We start from the raw sequence: 18,417 nt of genomic DNA, 5'->3' as shown, positions 1-18,417 counted from the left end.
CCCCCGCCAGCCGGGGGCTTTTTAATTTGAACTCCCGCCCCTGCGCCAGGTCAAATCCCATAAGCCCTGCCCCGCCGACAATGTAGCTCTAGATCAGGAGCTCGCCATGGACGACATGCCACCACAAGATGATCCGCCGAGCCAGGGAGATCGGCTTACTCAGCTGGAGCAAAAAATGAGCGACTTGACCAATGAATTCCGCGCGCTTCGGCTGGAAGTGCAAATGGCTATCCAGACGGCCGTGCAGTCCGCAGTCGACAAATTGAATGCACGAATCGACGCGGCTGAGCGCAAACAGGATGAGCAATTTCACTGGATGATGACTTTGCTCGTGACAATTCTGGTCTGCGTAGCTGGGCTGGTCGCGGCTGTGGTGGGGCTGGCCGCGACCGTGTGGCGACATTAGCTGTTGCTGTTGCGCGCCAGCTGGTGGTAGAAGCGGATCATGTCGCCATAGTTTTTGACGGACATGCGCTCGTTGGTGCCGTGGAAGCGCGGCAGGTCCTCGGAGGTCGCGCGGACCGGGCCGAATTTCAGGATGTTGTCGCTTACCGCTTCGAAGTGGCGCGAGTCAGTCGCAGCGACCATCAAGCCCGGCGCCACCACCGCATCGGGAAACACCTCGCGCACGGTGCGGTTCACAATCCCATACGCAACACCATCCACGCTGGCCACATGCGAAGCCTCTGCGTTATAAGTCGTGGCATCGCTGATGCGGATCGCATCATTACCGATCACCTTGCGCATGTGGTCCTTCACGTCCGTCAGCGTATCTCCCGGCAGCAAACGGAAATTCACGGTGGCGCTGGCACTGCCCGGCAACACGTTATCCTTCACGCCCGCATTCACCATGGTCAGCGCCGTGGTCGTGCGCATCAGGGCATTGACGCTCGGCGTCTTCACCATCACGCGTTCCAGCACCGGCGAGAACAGCCAGAAGTTCGACAGTGCCACGCGATTGAAACCGCTCATCTCCGGCGCCAGGATCTCGAAGCTGGTCTGCGGCAACCCCTTCATGTGCACCGGCATCTGGTTCGCTTCCAGATCCGCCAGCGCCTTGCTCATCATGCCGATGGCCGTCTGCGGCGGCGGCATGGACGAATGTCCCGGTGCAGTGGACAGATCCAGCTTGTAGCTTGCGTAACCCTTCTCCGCCACACCGATCATCGCCGCCGGCACCTGCAGTCCCGGCACCACACCTTGCAGCACCAGCAGGCCTTCATCCAGCACATAATCCAGCTTCACGCCGCGCGACTTCATCAGCGCAGCAATCGCCACCGCACCGCGCGTGCCGCCCACTTCCTCGTCGGCGCCGAACGCCAGATAAATGGTGCGCTTGGGCTGATAGCCGCTGGCCACCAGCATCTCGATGGCCTCCATCTGCGCATACAGATTGCCTTTGTCGTCCCAGGCGCCGCGGCCCCAGACAAAGCCGTCCGCGACGACGCCGCTGAAAGGCTGCTGCGTCCAGTCCTTCTCCGTGCCCGGCGCAATCGGCACCACGTCCTGATGCGCCATCCACATCACGGGAGCGGCTTTGGGATCGCTGCCCTGCCAGGTGTAGAGCAGCGCATGGCTGCCCACATCCTCGCGCTTCAGGGCGGCATGCAGCCTGGGGAAGCTGGCCTGGAGGTGGGCGTGCAGCTTGTCGAATTCGGCGGCGTTGGCGTCCGCATCGGTGGCGTCTGAAATGGTGGTGAAGCGCAGTGATTCGGCCAGTCTTTGTGCTGCCGCGTTTTCATCGATCGCCAGCGCTGGTGCCGGTGCCACCTTCAGCTGACGCGATCCGCTCAGCGCCGTATTCACTCCTGCTGCTACTGCCAGCAGGCCAATGCCTGCAAGTGCTACTACGAGTACCCGCTTCACCGCCATCTAATTCCCCCGTTAGTTAGTCAATGCAGGCGATGCCTGCTCCTCATCCGTCCTCGCCTGCTGGCGTGCCCACATCTGGGCATACAGTCCATCACGTGCCAACAGTGATTGGTGCGTACCGCGTTCGACAATGCGTCCATGATCCAGCACGAGAATCTGCTGGGCGTCCGCAATCGTGGACAGGCGGTGCGCAATCACCATCGTCGTGCGGTTCTTCGCAATTTCCTTCAACTGCGCCTGAATCGCCTGCTCCGCCTTCGAATCCAGCGCCGACGTAGCCTCGTCAAAAATCAGGATGGCCGGATTCTTCAGCAGCGTGCGGGCAATCGCCACGCGCTGCTTCTCGCCACCGGACAGCTTCAGCCCGCGCTCACCCACCATGGTGCCATAACCATCCGGCAGGCTGGCAACAAAGTCGTGGATGGATGCAGCCCGCGCTGCGGCAATGATTTCGTCCTTGGTCGCGCCGGGGCGGCCGTAGGCGATGTTGAATTCGATCGTGTCATTGAACAGCACGGTATCCTGCGGCACGATGCCGATTGCGTGGCGCAGCGAGTCTTGCGTGACCTGGCGCAGATCCTGGCCGTCGATCGTGATGGCGCCCGAGTTGACTTCGTAGAAGCGGTACAGCAGGCGTGACAGCGTGGACTTGCCGGAACCGCTGTGGCCTACCACCGCAGTCGTGGTGCCGGCCGGGATGGTGAAGTCCACATCGAACAGGATCTGGCGCTTGGGATCGTAATTGAATTCCACGTGCGAGAAATGCACTTGCGCGCCGCCGCTGGTGAGCAATGGCCGCGCACCTGGCGCATCGTCCACCTCGCGGTTTTCGTCCAGCAGCGAGAACAGGCGCTCCATGTCGGCCAGACTTTGCTTGATCTCGCGGTAGATCACGCCGAGGAAATTCAACGGGATATACAGCTGAATCATGAAGGAATTCACCAGCACCAGGTCGCCGAGCGTCATCTTGCCGTCGATGACGCCCTGGGTTGCGCGCCACAGGATCAGCGTGACTGCCAGCGCGATAATCAGCGACTGGCCCGTATTCAGCAGGGACAGCGAAGTCTGCGACTTCACCGCAGCGGACTCGTAGCGCTGCAAACCTTCGTCGTAGCGCTTCGCCTCGTATTCCTCGTTACCGAAATACTTCACCGTTTCGTAATTCAGCAGCGAGTCGATCGCCTTGCTGTTGGCCTTCGAATCGAGGTCGTTCATCGTGCGGCGGAAATGCGTGCGCCAGTTCGTCACCAGCACGGTGAAGGTAATGTAGGTCACCAGCGCGCAGAAGGTGATCACCGAGAACCAGATGTCGTAGTGCGTGACGAGGTAGCCCAGCACCAGCGTGATCTCCACCAGTGTCGGCAGGATATTGAACAGCGTGTAGGAAATCAGCGAGCCCACGCTGCGCGTACCGCGCTCGATGTCGCGCGTCATGCCGCCCGTCTGGCGGTTCAGGTGGAAGCGCAGGGACAGCGAATGCAAATGGCGGAACACTTTCAGCGCGATGGTGCGCACCGCGCGCTGCGTGACGCGCGCGAACAGGAATTCACGCAGCTCCGTGAACAGGGTGGTCGACAGCCGCAGCGCACCGTAGGCGATCAACGCGGCCACCGGCAGCACCAGCAAGGCTTTCGGATTGGACGGCGAAATCGTCATCTGGTCCACGAGGTGCTTGAGCACCACCGGCACCCCGACGTTGGCCAGCTTGGCGCCGACCAGCGCCAGCAAGGCCGCCAGCACACGCCATTTGTACACCCATAGGTAGGGCAGTAATGTTTTCAGAGTTGCAATGTCGCCGCGGTCAGCGCGGGCTTTACTGTCGGGCGGCGGTGGAGAATTCGGATAACGGCGCATGGCGATGGCTTTGTGCTTCGTGGTTTACAATTCGATCAATTGTAGCCCCACACGAGATTTCACGATGAGCACTCCACAAGAACAGATTTCCGCCCCCGTCAATAACAACCTCCCCGCAGGCAAAATGCCCGAGCTGCGCGTGATGCCCGCCCCTGCCGACGCCAATGTCTACGGCGACGTATTCGGTGGCTGGATCATGTCCCAGGTCGACATTGCCGGCTCCCTGCCGGCAACGCGCCGTGCCAACGGCCGCGTAGCAACGGTGGCGGTGAATTCATTCCTGTTCAAGCAGCCCGTGTTTGTGGGCGATCTGCTGTCCTTCTACGCCGACATCGTCAAAGTCGGCAACACTTCGATCACTGTGAAGGTGGAAGTCTACGCGGAGCGCAACCGCCTGCAAGCCGTGACGGTGAAGGTCACGGAAGCCATTCTGACCTATGTGGCCACCGGCCCGGACCGCAAACCGCGCCAGGTACCGCCGATCGAAAGCCTGCTCGAACATTGATGGATCAGGGGCGCCGACAACTGCTGTTGCGCGGCGCCCGGCTCGCGGCGCTTGCCGCGATGGCGCAAGCCGGCGCCTTCCCTACCCAGGCTGCGCGCCATGGCAACGGCGCTTATCCCTTCTCCCTCGGCGTCGCTTCCGGCTCGCCACTGCCCGATTCCGTCATCCTCTGGACCCGCATCCTGCATGACCCATTGAACGCGGCGGGCACTCCGTCCCTTGCCATGGCCGTGCGCTGGGAAGTGGCGGAGGACGAAGCCTTCCGCAACATCGCCGCGCGCGGCACAGCTACCGCCGCGCCGGAACTGGCGCATAGTGTGCACGTCGACGTGCGTGGTCTGCGCGCCGGACGCTGGTACTGGTACCGCTTCATGCTGGGCGACGCGGTCAGCCCGGTCGGGCGCACGCGCACCGCGCCCGCCGCAGGCGAGCAGCCGATGCAATTGAAGCTGGCTGCGGCCTCCTGCCAGCACTGGGATTTCGGCTTCTACGCCGCCCATCGCCATATTGCAGCGGCTGCGCCGGATCTGGTGGCTTTCCTCGGCGATTACATTTACGAATGGGGACACTACAGCCTGGAACATCCCGCGCACGCCGTGCGCCGCGATGAAAGCTTCACTTTGGCCGAGTACCGCACCCGCTATGCGCAGTACAAGTCCGATCCCGATCTTCAGGCTGCGCACCAGGCAGCGCCGTGGATCGTGACCTGGGACGATCACGAAGTCTCCAACGACTACGATCCGTTGCACGACGAACTGCTGTCGCCAAATTTCCCGCAGCGCCGCGCCGCAGCCTATCAAGCCTACTACGAACATCAGCCGGTGCGCCTGAACTTTACGCCCGGCCTGGGCGAAGTGCGCATGTACCAGCGCTACGATTGGGGGAGACTGGCGCGCTTCCACGTGCTCGATACGCGCCAGTACCGTTCCGTGCATGCCTGCCAGCCACAGGGACGCGGCGGCTCGTCTTCCGTGTATCGGCGCGCCTGCGCCGCGCTGGCCGATCCGCGCCGTACCATGCTGGGCATGCAGCAGGAAGCATGGCTGGCAGAAGGACTGCAAAGCTCACGCGCGCAGTGGAATATCCTCGCGCAGCAAACGCTGATGGCGCAGTCTTCGCAAGTGCCAATCCATAGCGACGGTGATGGACGCTTCTGGACTGATGGCTGGGATGGTTACGCGGCCGGCCGTGCGCGTTTGCTGGATGCGCTGGAATCCAGCCGTGCAAGCAATCCGCTGGTGCTGTCCGGCGACGTACACACTTTCTATGCCGCTGAACTGGCGCGCGATGCGACACGCCCGCGTGGCGACGGCAACCGCCTGGTGGCGACCGAATTCTGCGGTACGTCGATCACGTCCAGTTCTCGCCCTCAGGAGCGCACCGCACAGTATGTCGCCATGAACCCGGCGCTGAAGTTCGGCCGCAGCGACCGGCGCGGTTTCATGCTGTTCGACATTCGTCCTGAGCGCTGCACAGTCCAGTTCCAGGCGCTGGACGATGTACGCGACAAGGCCAGCAACGTAGCCACGCTCGCATCCTTTACCGTCCGCGACGGACAGCCCGGATTGATTGCTCAGTAAAGTGGGTCCCTGTTTTCCAGGGAATTGGATCTGTTGAAGGGCACACGCAATGTGTACGATGAAACCATCGTAAGCAATTCGCAGGTCAGGAGTAGCCGGTCCTGCCACCGTCTAGCTGAGGTGCAGCGGCACGCCCAACCGGGCGCGCCGCGCCATCAGCTTCGCAATGGCGCGCTTTCCTCGCGCCGGCGTTCGGCCAGACTGGACACGCGCACCACTTTGCCGTCCACGTGGGCGTGGATGCTGCGCTCCATCGCATCGGCAGCGCCGTCGAAGTCGCCTGCGTCCACCCGGCGCAGCACCAGCATCGCGCCGCTGGCGCCGGTATTGAAAGTAAAGCTGACCAGCGCGTCGAACTGTTCCTGCGTCAGGTGCTGATGACTGATCTGGCGCTGCACGGCGCGTTCCACCACGCGGATGGATTCACTGAAGGAGGAGTCGATGTCGTCGTGAGCGCCCTCAAGCTCGCGCAATCGGCGGCGGCCTTCGGGGCTCAGATGCAGCAGATGGTTCGGGTTGGCGAATGCCATTTCGGCCTCCGGCTAGTGTACGGTTAATCATCAAACTGTACTTCTGCGCCGAAGGCCGGATTTGTGTTAAATCAGGCAGCCTTCTTTTCGTCGCGCAGCTGGCGACGGAGGATCTTGCCGACGTTCGTTTTCGGCAGCTCGTCGCGGAACTCGATGTACTTCGGTTTCTTGTAAGCGGTCAGTTCGTGCTTGCAGAACTCCATCAGTGCTTCAGCTGTTAGGTTTGGATCTTTCCGCACCACGAACAGCTTGACGGCTTCTCCCGAATGCTGGTCCGGCACGCCGACGCACGCCACTTCCAGCACACCAGGATGCGCCGCCACCACGCCTTCAATCTCGTTAGGATAAACGTTGAAGCCGGAAACCAGGATCATGTCCTTCTTGCGGTCTACGATACGAGTGTAGCCATTTTCGTCCATGATGCCAACGTCACCTGTCTTAAAGAAGCCATCAGGTGTCATCGATTTTGCGGTTTCTTCCGGACGGTTCCAGTAGCCGGCCATCACCTGCGGACCGCGAATCGCGATTTCGCCAGCAGTACCAAGGGCTACTTCATTACCTTCATCATCCAGAATCGTCACTTCAGTCGAGGGGATCGGCAAACCAATAGTACCCGTAAACTCCTTGATATCGACGCGGTTCGCAGTGGCGACAGGCGAAGTTTCCGACAGGCCGTAGCCCTCGATAATTGGCGTGCCAGTTACTTTCAGCCAGCGATCCGCTACCGACTGCTGCACGGCCATGCCGCCGCCGTTGGCGATCTTGTAGCTGGAGAAATCCAGTTTTGCGAAGTCGGGATTATTCAGCAAAGCGTTGTATAAAGTGTTCACTGCCGGGAAAACAACAACGCGGTACTTGGACAGCTCCTTCACGAAGCCCGGAATATCGCGCGGGTTCGGAATCAGCACATTCAGGCCGCCGGTGCGCATGCCCATGAAGGCGCTGATGGTCAGCGAGTAGATGTGGTACAGCGGCAGCGCAGCCACGAACACCATCTGTTCGCCGTCGCTCTTCATATTCAGCCAGGCTTCGTTCTGCAGCACGTTCGCCACAACGTTACGGTGCAGCAGAACGGCGCCCTTGGAAACGCCGGTCGTGCCGCCGGTGTACTGCAGGAAGGCGATATCGTCAGGCTTGATCTCGGCCGGCTTCAGCGTCATGCGCGAACCTTCGGACAGCACCTGTTTGAAAGTCACTGCGGTCGGCAGCGAATAAGCCGGCACCAGCTTCTTCACATTGCGCACGACGAAATTGACGATGGTGCCCTTCACGGCACCCAGCAGCTCACCCATGCTGGCCACGATCACGTGCTTGAGCGGCGTCGCACCCAGCACCTGCTGCACGGTGGTAGCGAAGTTTTCCAGTACCAGGATGGCTTCAGCGCCGGAGTCGTTGATCTGGTGCTGCAGTTCACGCGGTGTATACAGCGGATTGACGTTCACCACCGTGTAACCTGCACGCAGAATGCCCGCCATCGCCACCGGATACTGCAGCACGTTCGGCAGCATGATCGCCACGCGGGCGCCCGGCTTCAGTCCTTTCGACTGCAGCCATGCGCCGAACTGGCGGGACATCTGGTCCAGCTGGGCGTAAGTCATGAACTTGTCCATGCAGACGTAGGCATTGCGGTCGGCGTACTTCTGGAAGGCCTCTTCCATCAAATGCGTGATGGAGCGGTACTGCGACGGGTCGATCTCCGTCGGCATGCCTTCGGGGTAGGACTTCAACCAGATTTTTTCCATTCAATGCCTCATCTTTCGTTCATGACTAGGGCCGCGCTTTATGCAGCCTTCTTGTTGTCGGCCGGAGCCTCGTCACGCAGAGCGCGGCGCAGGATCTTGCCGACGTTCGTTTTAGGGAGCTCCTCGCGGAACTCGATGTATTTCGGTTTCTTGTAGCCGGTCAGGTTCTCTTTGCAGAAGGCCATCAGGGTATCGACGGACAAGTCCGGGTCCTTGCGCACCACGAACAGCTTGACCGCTTCGCCCGAGTAGTCGTCCGGCACGCCGACGCAGGCGCATTCCAGCACGCCCGGATGGCTGGCCACCACGCCTTCCACTTCATTCGGATACACATTGAAGCCGGAGACCAGGATCATGTCCTTCTTGCGGTCGACGATTTTCACGTAGCCGCGTTCGTCCATCACGCCCACATCGCCGGACTTGAAGAAGCCATCAGGCGTCATCACGCGCGCGGTTTCGTCCGGACGGTTCCAGTAGCCCGCCATCACCTGCGGACCGCGAATCGCGATCTCGCCAGGCTGGCCGAGCGGCACCGGCTGGCCCGCATCGTCCAGGATGGCGATATCAGTCGATGGCACCGGCAGGCCAATGGTGCCGGAGAAGGCCGTGCTGTCGGCCGGATTGCAGGTCGCCACCGGCGAGGTTTCGGACAGGCCATAGCCTTCGATAATCGCGCCGCCGGTCGTGGCCAGCCATTTGTCGGACACCGACTGCTGCACCGCCATGCCGCCGCCATTCGCCATCTTCATATGCGAGAAGTCCAGCATCTTGAAGTCGGGGTGATTCAGCAGCGCGTTGTACAGCGTGTTCACGGCCGGCAGCATATTGAATTCGTACTTCGCCAGCTCCTTGATGAAGCCACCGATATCGCGCGGATTCGGGATCAGCACATTCAGTGCACCAATGCGGATGCCCCACATCGCGCAGGCCGTCAGCGCGAAGATGTGGTACAGCGGCAGTGCGCAGACAATGGTCATCGACTCCACCACTGGCGGGCGCTTCAGGCCGGGCTGCCCCCAGGCTTCGGTCTGCAGCAGGTTGGCGATGATATTGCGGTGGGTCAGCGTAGCGCCTTTGGAGACGCCGGTTGTGCCGCCGGTGTACTGCAGGAAGGCCACATCTTCGTGGCGCAGCTCGACCGGCGTCAGCTTCATGCCGCCGCCATGGCGCATCGCATCCTTGAAGCGCATCGCGTTCGGCAGGGAAAAAGCGGGCACCATCTTCTTCACGCTGCGCACCACGAAGTTGACGATCATGCCTTTCAGGCCGCCCAGCATCTCGCCCATGCTGGCGACGATGATGTGCTTGACCGAAGTGCGGGTGAGCACCTGCTCCAGGGTATGGCCGAAGTTTTCCAGGATGATGATGGCTTCCGCCCCGGAGTCGTTCAGCTGGTGTTCCAGCTCGCGCGGGGTGTATAGCGGATTCACGTTCACGACCGTGTAGCCGGCGCGCAGGATGGCGGCAATCGCGATCGGGTATTGCAGCACGTTCGGCATCATGATGGCGACACGCGCGCCCTTCTTCATGCCGCGGCTTTGCAGGAAGGCGCCGAGGCGGCGCGAATAGTCGTCCAGCTGTGCGTAGGTGATGAACTTGTCCATGCAGACGAAAGCATTTCGTGCCGCATATTTTTGGAAGGACTCTTCCAGCAGATGAACCAGCGAACGGTACTGAGTGGGGTCAATCTCTGACGGAACACCTGGGGGGTACGACTTCAGCCAAATTTTGTCCATCTGTGCCTCTTTGTCTCGGTAATTATCGTTATGTATTTGGGTCGCGCGGCTGCACAGGGCCGGGCGGCAGGCGGGTCTTCGTCAGAAAAAAGAACGCCCGTTCTATATCTGCAACGTAGATGCTATCGTGCGTGCAGGCCATTCGGCAAGTGATTTGTTGGATTTGGTGTCGGTCCTCTAGCGGCCTTTCTGCTGCAGCGCAGCGTCAGTTCAAGCCGCTAGGTTCCTTTTGCGCAGCGGCAGTTGTCGTTTCGGCGCCATGTGCCGCGGATTGCGCCAGTTGTTGCAGTCTGTCATTCCGTTCAACCGACGGCAGATTGCTCATATTGCGCACCGCAGCATAGAAGTGCGGAAAGTCTTTCTCTTTTGCAAGCAGCGCACGGAAGCCGGGCAGCAAGTCATTATAGGTGGCAACAGATGCCAATTGCGCATTATTGAGCGGTTCTGCGAAGAAGCGGTCGTAGCCGTTGTAGCCACCCCAGTTTGCCTTCAGAACCTTGTACTCGTCTTGCAGCGAAGCAAAGATCCGCGCCTTTTCCTCGCGCTTGTGCTTCACCGTGGATTTGCTGGCGTAGTTATCGGCCAGCATCTGGCGGTGCCTGACCAGCAGGGCCAGAAAGTCCTGGCGCCGCGCGCTGTAGCGGGCATAGGCTTCGCGCATGGCGTCGTTGCCGTAGATGTCCAGCCAGCGCTGCACACCGGCCTCTTCCACCGCAGTAGCGAAGGCTTCGTTGAATTTGGAATCGCCCTGAATGTAGACGATCTGGTGCGCCAGTTCGTGGAACACCATGCGCGCCAGTTCAGCGTCGGAATAGTTGATGAAGGTGGACAGTAGCGGATCGCTGAACCAGCCCAGAGTCGAGTAGGCCGGCACGCCGCCCACCGAAACGTCATTGCGTTCCTTGCGCAACTCGTCCGCGTAGGATTCGGCATCCGCCTTATCGTAATAGCCGCGGTAGCTTACGCAACCGGCAATGGGGAAGCACCACTGAATGGGACGCAAGGACAGCTCCGGGGTGGCGACCACATTCCACAGCACATACTGCCGCTTCAGGGAGGCGTAATTCTTGTAGCTGTCGTTGTCCGGCAGGTGCAGTTCCTTGACTGCAAAATGGCGTATCAGACGGGCCTTTTCCAGCCGCGCCCGGAGCTTCGGCTCGGTGGCCGGGTCGCCCAGCCAGTCGTCGATGGAGCGGGCGTCAGACCAGAGCGAATACTGGCCTTGCGCCGCCTGGAAGTAATACTTGAACTGCGCACAACCCACCAGCGCCAGGGCACACACGCCCCCCGTCACCAGATATCTGGCGCGTATTTTCAGGCGTGCAATTGTGCGCATACATCAGTCTCAAGCAGCTTTCTCCACTTGGACCAGTGTATCGTAAAACGTGGGCGCGCGACCCATGTCAGTCAGCCGTTGGCTGGTGACCTCGTTGGCGTTCTTGCCATCCCTGGCCAGCTTCTTCCACCAGATCGAGAGGCCCACAACCAGGCCTTTTCGGGCCTTGGCCGTCACGCGCGCCTTGCACACGAAGGAGCCACGATCGTTGAAGATGCGCACCGGATCGCCGGGATTGATGCCACGTGTTGCCGCATCGTCAGGGTGGATATCGAGGTGCGGCTCGCCCTCCGTTGCACGCAGACTTTGCACGTTGACAAAGGTCGAGTTCAGGAAGTTACGGGCTGGCGGAGATATCATCTGAAGCGGGTATTTTGCCGCCAGTTCCGGGCTGGATGCATGCGATTCGTAGTTCGGAATATAGGCCGGCAACGGGTCCAGACCATCGCGCAGCATGCTTTCCGAGTAGAACTCGCATTTTCCTGATGGTGTGGGGAAATTGCCATACGCAAAGGGCGCATCTGGTACCGCCAGTTTCTGCCAACCCTTTTGCTTGAGTGACTCCCAGTCAAAGTGCACCGCGCGCGCATCGTTCTTGCGGAAAGCGATCGATGCCAGCTGGTCATCGCTGTCCTTGAAACACGGATCATCAAAGCCCATGCGCGCCGCGATCAGACGGAAGATTTCGGTGTTCGGCTTGGACTCGCCCATCGGCGCCACCGCTGCATTATTAGCCATCATGTAGAGGTGGCCATAAGCGTTGTGAATGTCTACGTGCTCCAGCTGGGTCGTCGCAGGCAGCACGATGTCGGCGTAGTCGGCGGTGTCGGTCTGGAAGTGTTCCAGCACCACGGTGAACAGATCTTCCCGCGCGAAACCGGCCGCCACTTTCGGCGAATCCGGCGCCACCGCCACGGGATTGGAGTTGTAGACGATCAGCGCCTTGATCTGCGGGCCGAATTCCGGCGAGGCAGGACGCAGCAGGTCGTCGCCGATGGTCACCATATTGATAGTGCGCGGCTGCTTCTTCAGCAAATCCGTACGCTGCAGGGCCGGCAGGTTTTTCGGGAAGATACCGCTGGTCGACAACTGCACGCCGCCTGCTGCGTGACGCCAGGCGCCGACCAGCGCCGGCAGGCAGGCGATATTTCGCACCGACATGCCGCCGCCATGCACGCGCTGCACGCCATAATTCATGCGGATCGCCACCGGCTCGCCCGCCTTGGCAGTACGGCCATATTCGCGCGCCAGCTCCACTACTTCTTCTACCGTAATGCCGCAGGTGGCAGCGGTGCGCTCCGGCGTCCATTCCGCCGCCCGTTCCTTCAGCTGTTCAAAGCCGACGGTGTACTGCGCGATATAGTCGTGATCCAGCAAATCTTCGGCAATCAGCACATGCATCAGACCAAGAGCCAGTGCGGAATCCGTGCCGGGCAGCAGAGCGATGTGCTGATGGCATTTCTCGGCCGTCAGCGAGCGATAGGGGTCGATGGCAATCAGCTTCGCGCCGTGGCGTTTGGCTTCCTGGGCTCGGGTCCAGAAGTGCAGGTTGGATGCGATCGGATTGCCGCCCCAGATCAGAATCAGCTTCGCATTCTGGAACTGCTCCAGATCCGTGCCGATGGACGCGCCAATGGTGTACTTGTAGCCCGTGGCGCCTGCCGTCGCGCAAATCGTGCGATCCAGCAGCGAGGCGCCAACCTTGTTGAAGAAACGGGAAGACATGGACTCGCCCTGCACCAGTCCCATGGTGCCCGCATAGCTGTAAGGCACGATGGATTCCGGCTCATTCTCAGCCAGGGGTTTCAGACGCGCCGCGATTTCGTCCAGCGCCTCATCCCAGCTGATGCGCTCGAATTTGCCCTCGCCTTTCTTTCCCACGCGGCGCATCGGATGCAGCAGGCGGTCCGGCGAATACGTGCGCTCGGTGTAGCGGGCCACCTTGGTGCACAGCACGCCGGCTGTGGTGGGATGGTCCGGGTCGCCTTTCACTTCGGTAGCCACGCCGTTTTCGACGGTAACCAGGAGTGCGCAGGTGTCGGGGCAATCGTGCGGGCAGGTGGCACGAACAACTTGTGTGCTTGTCATCAGAATTCCGGGGAAGCGGGTGCAGAAAACGTTATCGTAAACCATTCCGCCAACTGACACCCAGAGGCTACAATGGCCCCATGGAGGCACCAGAATGAACCTGATCGATCCGATTATTGCGTTTCAATCCGAGTTGCAGCAGATCCGACGCGATCTGCATGCGCACCCGGAACTCTGCTACGAAGAAAAGAGAACGTCCGATGTTGTCGCTGCCAAGCTGACTGAGTGGGGCATCCCCGTCATCCGCGGCATGGGCCAGACCGGTGTGGTCGGCATCATCAAGAACGGCACATCCGAACGCGCCATCGGCCTGCGCGCCGATATGGACGCCCTGCCTATGCAGGAGATCAACACCTTCCCGCACGCGTCGCAGCACGCGGGCAAGATGCACGCTTGCGGCCATGACGGCCACACCGCCATGCTGCTCGGTGCAGCGCATCACCTGGCCAGGCACCGCAACTTCGATGGCACCGTCTATCTCGTGTTCCAGCCTGCCGAAGAAGGCGGCGCCGGCGCGCGCAAGATGATGGAAGACGGCCTGTTCGAGCGCTGCCCGATGGACGCAATCTACGGCATGCACAACTGGCCCGGCGCAGCTGCGGGCACGCTGAGCGTGTGCGAAGGTCCGATGATGGCTTCATCCAACGAATTCCACGTGACCGTACGCGGCAAAGGCGCCCACGCGGCCCAGCCGCACAAGGGCATTGACCCGATCATGGTCGCGGTGAATATCGCTCAGGCCTGGCAGACCATCATCACGCGCAACAAGAGCCCTTTGGATACAGCGGTCATCTCGATCACTCAGATCCACTCCGGCAGCGCGACCAATGTGATTCCTGATGAAGCGCAGCTGGTCGGCACCGTGCGCACCTTCACCACCGAAGTGCTGGACATGATCGAGAAGCGCATGCAGGCGTTGGCGGAAAACATCGGCACGGCCTTCGATGCGCAAGTGGACTTTGTCTTCAAACGCAACTACCCGCCGCTGGTGAACCATGCGAAGGAGACTGCGTTTGCGGTGGAAGTCGCGAAGGCGATGGTGGGCGCGGACAAGGTGGACGATAAGGTCGAACCCACCATGGGCGCCGAGGACTTTGCCTTCTTCCTGCAGGAGAAACCGGGCTGCTATCTCTTCATCGGCAACGGCGAAGGCGATCATCGCGACGGCGGTCACGGACTTGGTCCCTGCGTGCTGCACAACGCCAGCTACGACTTCAACGACAAGCTGCTGCCAATCGGCGCCAGCTACTGGGTGCACCTGGCCGAAGCGGCGCTGCCACTGCGCTGAGATGGCGGATCAATGATCCGCCCTACGCCAGCGGCACGCGCCCGGCGCACCACGTAGGGCGGGTCATTCGACCCGCCGCTGCTGGCGGCTTACGGCAACTTATCCGGCCCGGCGCCAACGTGCTGGCCTGGATTCAACTGCTCCAACGCCAGCAAGGCGGCCGAATGATCGGCCTGCGGATACACATCCTTGATCGACTCATAACGCTGCGTCACCAGGCTGGTGACCGGCAGCGCAATGCCCACAGCTGCAGCCGCCGCGAGCACGTTGTGCTGATCCTTCAGCTGCGTCAGCACCTGCCCGCCCGGCAGGAAATTCCGCTCCAGCATGCGCTGTCCATGCACCTCCAGCACGCGGCTCTCCGCGAAGCCGCCGCGTATCGCCGCGCGCACTGCCGCTGGATCAGCGCCCGCCGCTTGCGCCAGCAATAAGGCCTCCGCCACGATATTGATGGTGCCACCAACGATCAGCTGATTGCACAGTTTAGCCACCTGTCCCGCGCCAGCCGGGCCAACCAGCGTCGCCCGCCCCATCGCTGCAAACACCGGCTGCGCCTCTGCGAAATCCGCAGCGCTGCCACCCGCCATGATGGCCAGCGTGCCTTGCTGCGCACCGCCAACGCCGCCGGACACCGGCGCATCGATAAAACGGCAGCCATGCGCGGTGAGCTTCGCGTGAAAGGCCTGCGCCTCGTCCTGCCGCGTCGAGCTCATATCGATCCACAGCGTACCGCGCGCCATCGACGGCAGGCAGGCATCAATCGCCTGCCCCACTGCCGGACCGTCAGACAGCATCGAGATCACGACCTGCGCATCGGACATCGCATCGGCCAGCGTCAACGCGGCCAGCGCACCCGCCTCTTCCAGCGCCTCCGCTTTGCCGGGCGTGCGATTCCACGCACGTAACGGAAAACCTGCGGCCAGCAATCGGCGTACCATGGGCTCGCCCATCAGGCCAATGCCAAGAAAAGAAATCCGTGTAGGAAGGGTCACTTTAATCCCCCTTTAAACAATATTGCGCTAATTTTAACAACTGAGCAGTTATCAGCAGCGATTCCTGAACCTCGCTACAATTTGGGACATTGCCGTAGCAACTGCGCATACAGCAGCAAAAACACGAGAGAATAGCTAATGAAAAAACTGATCGCGGCCGCTGCCGCTACGCTGGCCCTGTCACCAGCCTTCGCTTCCGACAATCTGGTGGACGGTGTGTACGCCGAATACTCCGGCGGCGCGAAAGTCAAAATGGGCCATATTGGCGTTACCAAGGACTGGCCGTCCAACTGGAGCTGGTTCGAGTCGAATGGCCGCCACCTCACCGGTTACTGGGATGCGTCACTGGGCTACTGGGAAGGCAGCCAGTACAACGACATTCCGGGCGCAAAGCAGCGCATCGCCGATATCGGCTTCACCCCAGTGCTTCGCTACCAGAGCATCGACAAGACCGGCTTCTTCGCGGAGATCGGCATCGGCGCTCACCTGCTGTCGAAGACCTACAATAACGACGGCGACCGCCTGTCCACCGCATTCGAGTTCGGCGATCACCTGGGTGTAGGCTACACCTTCGACAAGAATTGGGAAGTAGGCGCGAAGTATCAGCACTATTCCAACGGCGGTATAAAAGAGCCGAACAGCGGCGTCAATGTGGTCTCCGTCCGCGTCGCCTACAAGTTCTGATCTTCAAATGAAAAAACCGCTGGCAAACCAGCGGTTTTTTTTCGTGGATGCGGCGCTTATTCCGCGATGTCGGTGCCCACATTGATCGCAGCGTAAGCACGCTGCACAGCCTTCGCTTCCGCGCTGTTCACGCCGTACAGTTCCTGCGCTGCCGCCAGCACCTTGTTGCGCGCGTCCGCATAGTTGGTGGACGAAGTGAACTTGGTCGTATTGGCCTTGAACCAGATGCGGTAAGCCTTGTCGATGCCGATGCCGGTCATCGCCTTCGGTGCCTGCGTCAGGTACTTCGAATAGTATTCGCTGGTGCTGACGGAACTTGACCCCATGGCCAGGAAGTAGAACATGCGGTTGTTCGGACCGGAGCTGTAGTGCACATCAAGACGTTTGATGGATGTGCTCCACGCATCCGGGCTTGAACCGTCTTTGCTGGGCTTCCACATCCAGCGCAGCGGCTGGCCGTTCTTCGAAATCTCCTTGCCCATCATCCAGTCGTTTGCACTCGGCACAGGCAGCACGGTGCCGGTGCCGCCGTTGCGCGCATAGGCTTCCACTGCTTCGCCGTTGATGTCCGATGCGGATTCATTCAGACCGCCCGACTCGCCTTTGTAGGTCAGATTGGACGTTGCAGCGGTAACGCCATGCCCCATTTCGTGACCGATCACATCGATCGAACCGAGGCTGTTGAAGGACGTGCCGCCATCACCGATGTACATGCAGCGGCAGGTGTCGGAGTAGTAGGCGTTGTCGTATGCCGTGTTGACGTGAGCGGCGATGTAGGTGGCGGTGTTATTGCCGTCCAGGGACTGCCAGCCCATCACGTTCTTCAGCATGTCGTAGGTATTCATCAAACCCCACAGCGCATTGACTGCCGCGGTCTGGCCGTTGGCATTAGTAGTGCTGCCGCCGGAGATGTACTGCTTGCCGTCGCCCCAGACATTCGTGCTGTTGGTGTACACCGAACCGGCGCTGGTGGTGTGATTCGCATTGGTGATCGCCATCGCACCGAAAGTGCCGCCAGTGCCGCGCGTGCCGTCGATCATCGAATAGGTGCTGCCATTCAGCGTGGTGTTGACCGGCACATCGCCGTTGTACTGGCTGTGGCCAGTACCCACAACGTTCTGCACCATATTCCACTGCTCGATGATGGAGCCATCCTGCGCGTCGACGATGGTGTTGTGGAAGACGGCGTTATTGCCGTTCACCATACGGGTCTTCACGAAATAGGCCAGCTTGTAGCCGGACACCACGTCCTGCAGATCCATCGCATTCAGTTCGCTCTCCGCCTTCTTCTCGGCGCCGGCGACGCGCTCGGTCATCACCACCGGATAGATCACCAGTTCGGCGAACGGTGGATCGATATGGCCGCTACCGGTCGGCACGGTTTTCATCACGACATCGATCGCGCCCTTTTCGTTAATTGCAGGCTTCAGGTTCATGCGCTTGCCGGCCAGGCCTTTGCGGCGCTCGCCGATCGATTCGCTGACGATATTGCCGTCGGCGTCCGTCACCACGACCGATTCGGATTCGAAGATGCGAATGCCTTTATAAGTGTGATTGAGGCGGCTGATTGCCTGCCCTTTCGCACCGGGATGCTGGCTGGCGATGGCGAAACCGAAGTCGGCGTCGAGGCCGTGCTTACCGCGTTCGCTGTTCAAGGCGGAAATCAGGCGGGCTTTCTCCTGCGCGGAAAAAGCAACCGGGGATGCCATCGTGCTGGCGGCGCCAACCTGGCCTGCAGCCAGAGCGATAGCGGTGGCGATCAGAGTCTTGCGAATTTTCATGCGTTCTCCATTATGTCCCGTTGTGATGTGCGGAGGCTTATGCCATCTCGTGCGGCACACGTTAGCGGGTGGGGAGAAGCGAAGTCAAAAATTCTGGGAATTGAGACAGTTTGATGACACTTGTCTCAAATAGGACATTTGTAACCCACGGCGCAAAAGCGGGTGGCTGCCACATCGTGGCAGCCACCTGGTTCAGGTCCTGGGTTCAGAAAGCAAAAAAGCCCACCGGCGTCTGCGCCTGGTGGGCTTTTTCAATAACTAGCCTGACGATAACCTACTTTCACACTGGTTGCAGCACTATCATCGGCGCAAAGTCGTTTCACGGTCCTGTTCGGGATGGGAAGGGGTGGGACCGACTTGCTATGGTCATCAGGCATAACTTGTAGCACCGCGTTGGCTCAACGCGCTGCGCAATCCGGAAGAAGTAAG

14 protein-coding genes and 1 rRNA gene are annotated in these 18,417 nt (G+C 60.6%); 5 read left to right on the top strand and 10 right to left on the bottom strand.

The genetic code is table 11. The features are described from left to right. The first annotated feature begins 106 nt into the window (after nt 1-106). Entirely contained in the window at nt 107-406 is a 300-nt protein-coding gene (locus tag AB4Z19_RS11235) for a hypothetical protein (RefSeq protein WP_442028299.1), read from the top strand. Here AB4Z19_RS11235 and AB4Z19_RS11230 read toward each other — a convergent pair. Both AB4Z19_RS11230 and AB4Z19_RS11225 read right to left on the bottom strand, forming a co-directional pair. Continuing rightward, a complete protein-coding gene (locus AB4Z19_RS11230; RefSeq protein ID WP_442035277.1) occupies nt 403-1,872 on the bottom strand; it encodes a M20 family peptidase in 1,470 nt (489 codons plus the stop codon). The genes AB4Z19_RS11235 and AB4Z19_RS11230 overlap by 4 nt on opposite strands. Nucleotides 1,873-1,884: 12 nt before the next feature. Continuing rightward, nucleotides 1,885-3,726: an ABCB family ABC transporter ATP-binding protein/permease gene (locus AB4Z19_RS11225; protein ID WP_442035276.1), complete on the bottom strand. Its 1,842-nt coding sequence runs from the start codon at nt 3,724-3,726 to the stop codon at nt 1,885-1,887. A 64-nt stretch (nt 3,727-3,790) separates the two neighbouring features. On the opposite strand from AB4Z19_RS11225, the gene AB4Z19_RS11220 reads away from it, so the two are divergent. Both AB4Z19_RS11220 and AB4Z19_RS11215 read left to right on the top strand, forming a co-directional pair. Next, a complete protein-coding gene (locus AB4Z19_RS11220; RefSeq protein ID WP_442035275.1) occupies nt 3,791-4,231 on the top strand; it encodes an acyl-CoA thioesterase in 441 nt (146 codons plus the stop codon). Beyond that, a complete protein-coding gene (locus tag AB4Z19_RS11215; protein WP_442023580.1) occupies nt 4,231-5,811 on the top strand; it encodes an alkaline phosphatase D family protein in 1,581 nt (526 codons plus the stop codon). The genes AB4Z19_RS11220 and AB4Z19_RS11215 overlap by 1 nt, the downstream gene beginning before the upstream one ends. Before the next feature lie 155 nt (nt 5,812-5,966). Here AB4Z19_RS11215 and AB4Z19_RS11210 read toward each other — a convergent pair whose 3' ends face one another. The 5 genes from AB4Z19_RS11210 to AB4Z19_RS11190 form a co-directional block, all read right to left on the bottom strand. After that, on the bottom strand, nt 5,967-6,341 hold the full coding sequence (locus tag AB4Z19_RS11210) for a glycoside hydrolase family protein (protein ID WP_442023578.1): 375 nt from the start codon (nt 6,339-6,341) through the stop codon (nt 5,967-5,969). Between the two features lie 71 nt (nt 6,342-6,412). Then, nucleotides 6,413-8,083: a long-chain-fatty-acid--CoA ligase gene (locus AB4Z19_RS11205; RefSeq protein ID WP_442023576.1), complete on the bottom strand. Its 1,671-nt coding sequence runs from the start codon at nt 8,081-8,083 to the stop codon at nt 6,413-6,415. A gap of 38 nt (nt 8,084-8,121) precedes the next feature. Then, the gene (locus tag AB4Z19_RS11200) at nt 8,122-9,819 is read right to left on the bottom strand and encodes a long-chain fatty acid--CoA ligase (RefSeq protein WP_442035274.1); all 1,698 of its coding nucleotides are present in this window, start codon (nt 9,817-9,819) and stop codon (nt 8,122-8,124) included. 205 nt (nt 9,820-10,024) lie between these two features. Further along, nucleotides 10,025-11,155 (bottom strand): aminopeptidase, encoded by a 1,131-nt coding sequence (locus tag AB4Z19_RS11195; RefSeq protein WP_442023572.1) that lies wholly within the window; start codon nt 11,153-11,155, stop codon nt 10,025-10,027. A 9-nt stretch (nt 11,156-11,164) separates the two neighbouring features. Further along, a complete protein-coding gene (locus AB4Z19_RS11190; RefSeq protein WP_442023570.1) occupies nt 11,165-13,243 on the bottom strand; it encodes a molybdopterin-containing oxidoreductase family protein in 2,079 nt (692 codons plus the stop codon). Nucleotides 13,244-13,337: 94 nt separating this feature from the next. Here AB4Z19_RS11190 and AB4Z19_RS11185 point away from each other — a divergent pair, with 94 nt between their 5' ends. After that, a complete protein-coding gene (locus tag AB4Z19_RS11185; protein ID WP_442023568.1) occupies nt 13,338-14,531 on the top strand; it encodes a M20 aminoacylase family protein in 1,194 nt (397 codons plus the stop codon). Between the two features lie 89 nt (nt 14,532-14,620). Here AB4Z19_RS11185 and AB4Z19_RS11180 read toward each other — a convergent pair whose 3' ends face one another. Continuing rightward, a complete protein-coding gene (locus tag AB4Z19_RS11180) occupies nt 14,621-15,505 on the bottom strand; it encodes an NAD(P)-dependent oxidoreductase (protein WP_442023584.1) in 885 nt (294 codons plus the stop codon). A 156-nt stretch (nt 15,506-15,661) separates the two neighbouring features. On the opposite strand from AB4Z19_RS11180, the gene AB4Z19_RS11175 reads away from it, so the two are divergent. Continuing rightward, nucleotides 15,662-16,207: an acyloxyacyl hydrolase gene (locus AB4Z19_RS11175; RefSeq protein ID WP_442023566.1), complete on the top strand. Its 546-nt coding sequence runs from the start codon at nt 15,662-15,664 to the stop codon at nt 16,205-16,207. A 56-nt stretch (nt 16,208-16,263) separates the two neighbouring features. Here AB4Z19_RS11175 and AB4Z19_RS11170 read toward each other — a convergent pair whose 3' ends face one another. Further along, nucleotides 16,264-17,988 carry a M4 family metallopeptidase gene (locus AB4Z19_RS11170; protein WP_442023564.1) on the bottom strand — a complete coding sequence of 575 codons (1,725 nt, stop codon included), beginning with the start codon at nt 17,986-17,988 and terminating at the stop codon, nt 16,264-16,266. Nucleotides 17,989-18,249: 261 nt separating this feature from the next. Beyond that, a 5S ribosomal RNA gene (gene rrf / locus AB4Z19_RS11165) occupies nt 18,250-18,362 on the bottom strand. Nucleotides 18,363-18,417: the final 55 nt, after the last annotated feature.

Source organism: Pseudoduganella sp. RAF19, assembly GCF_052114165.1.
Classification (GTDB): domain Bacteria; phylum Pseudomonadota; class Gammaproteobacteria; order Burkholderiales; family Burkholderiaceae_D; genus Rugamonas.
Note: the sequence above shows the minus strand (reverse complement) of the source record. Positions and strands in the feature narration are given on the sequence as shown.

Coding starts and splice junctions, on each gene's coding strand:
- AB4Z19_RS11175 (WP_442023566.1), top strand. CDS start 15,662: ATGAAAAAACTGATCGCGGCCGCTGCCGCTACGCTGGCCCTGTCACCA.
- AB4Z19_RS11190 (WP_442023570.1), bottom strand. CDS start 13,243: ATGACAAGCACACAAGTTGTTCGTGCCACCTGCCCGCACGATTGCCCC.
- AB4Z19_RS11170 (WP_442023564.1), bottom strand. CDS start 17,988: ATGAAAATTCGCAAGACTCTGATCGCCACCGCTATCGCTCTGGCTGCA.
- AB4Z19_RS11195 (WP_442023572.1), bottom strand. CDS start 11,155: ATGCGCACAATTGCACGCCTGAAAATACGCGCCAGATATCTGGTGACG.
- AB4Z19_RS11185 (WP_442023568.1), top strand. CDS start 13,338: ATGAACCTGATCGATCCGATTATTGCGTTTCAATCCGAGTTGCAGCAG.
- AB4Z19_RS11200 (WP_442035274.1), bottom strand. CDS start 9,819: ATGGACAAAATTTGGCTGAAGTCGTACCCCCCAGGTGTTCCGTCAGAG.
- AB4Z19_RS11225 (WP_442035276.1), bottom strand. CDS start 3,726: ATGCGCCGTTATCCGAATTCTCCACCGCCGCCCGACAGTAAAGCCCGC.
- AB4Z19_RS11205 (WP_442023576.1), bottom strand. CDS start 8,083: ATGGAAAAAATCTGGTTGAAGTCCTACCCCGAAGGCATGCCGACGGAG.
- AB4Z19_RS11235 (WP_442028299.1), top strand. CDS start 107: ATGGACGACATGCCACCACAAGATGATCCGCCGAGCCAGGGAGATCGG.
- AB4Z19_RS11220 (WP_442035275.1), top strand. CDS start 3,791: ATGAGCACTCCACAAGAACAGATTTCCGCCCCCGTCAATAACAACCTC.
- AB4Z19_RS11230 (WP_442035277.1), bottom strand. CDS start 1,872: ATGGCGGTGAAGCGGGTACTCGTAGTAGCACTTGCAGGCATTGGCCTG.
- AB4Z19_RS11210 (WP_442023578.1), bottom strand. CDS start 6,341: ATGGCATTCGCCAACCCGAACCATCTGCTGCATCTGAGCCCCGAAGGC.
- AB4Z19_RS11215 (WP_442023580.1), top strand. CDS start 4,231: ATGGATCAGGGGCGCCGACAACTGCTGTTGCGCGGCGCCCGGCTCGCG.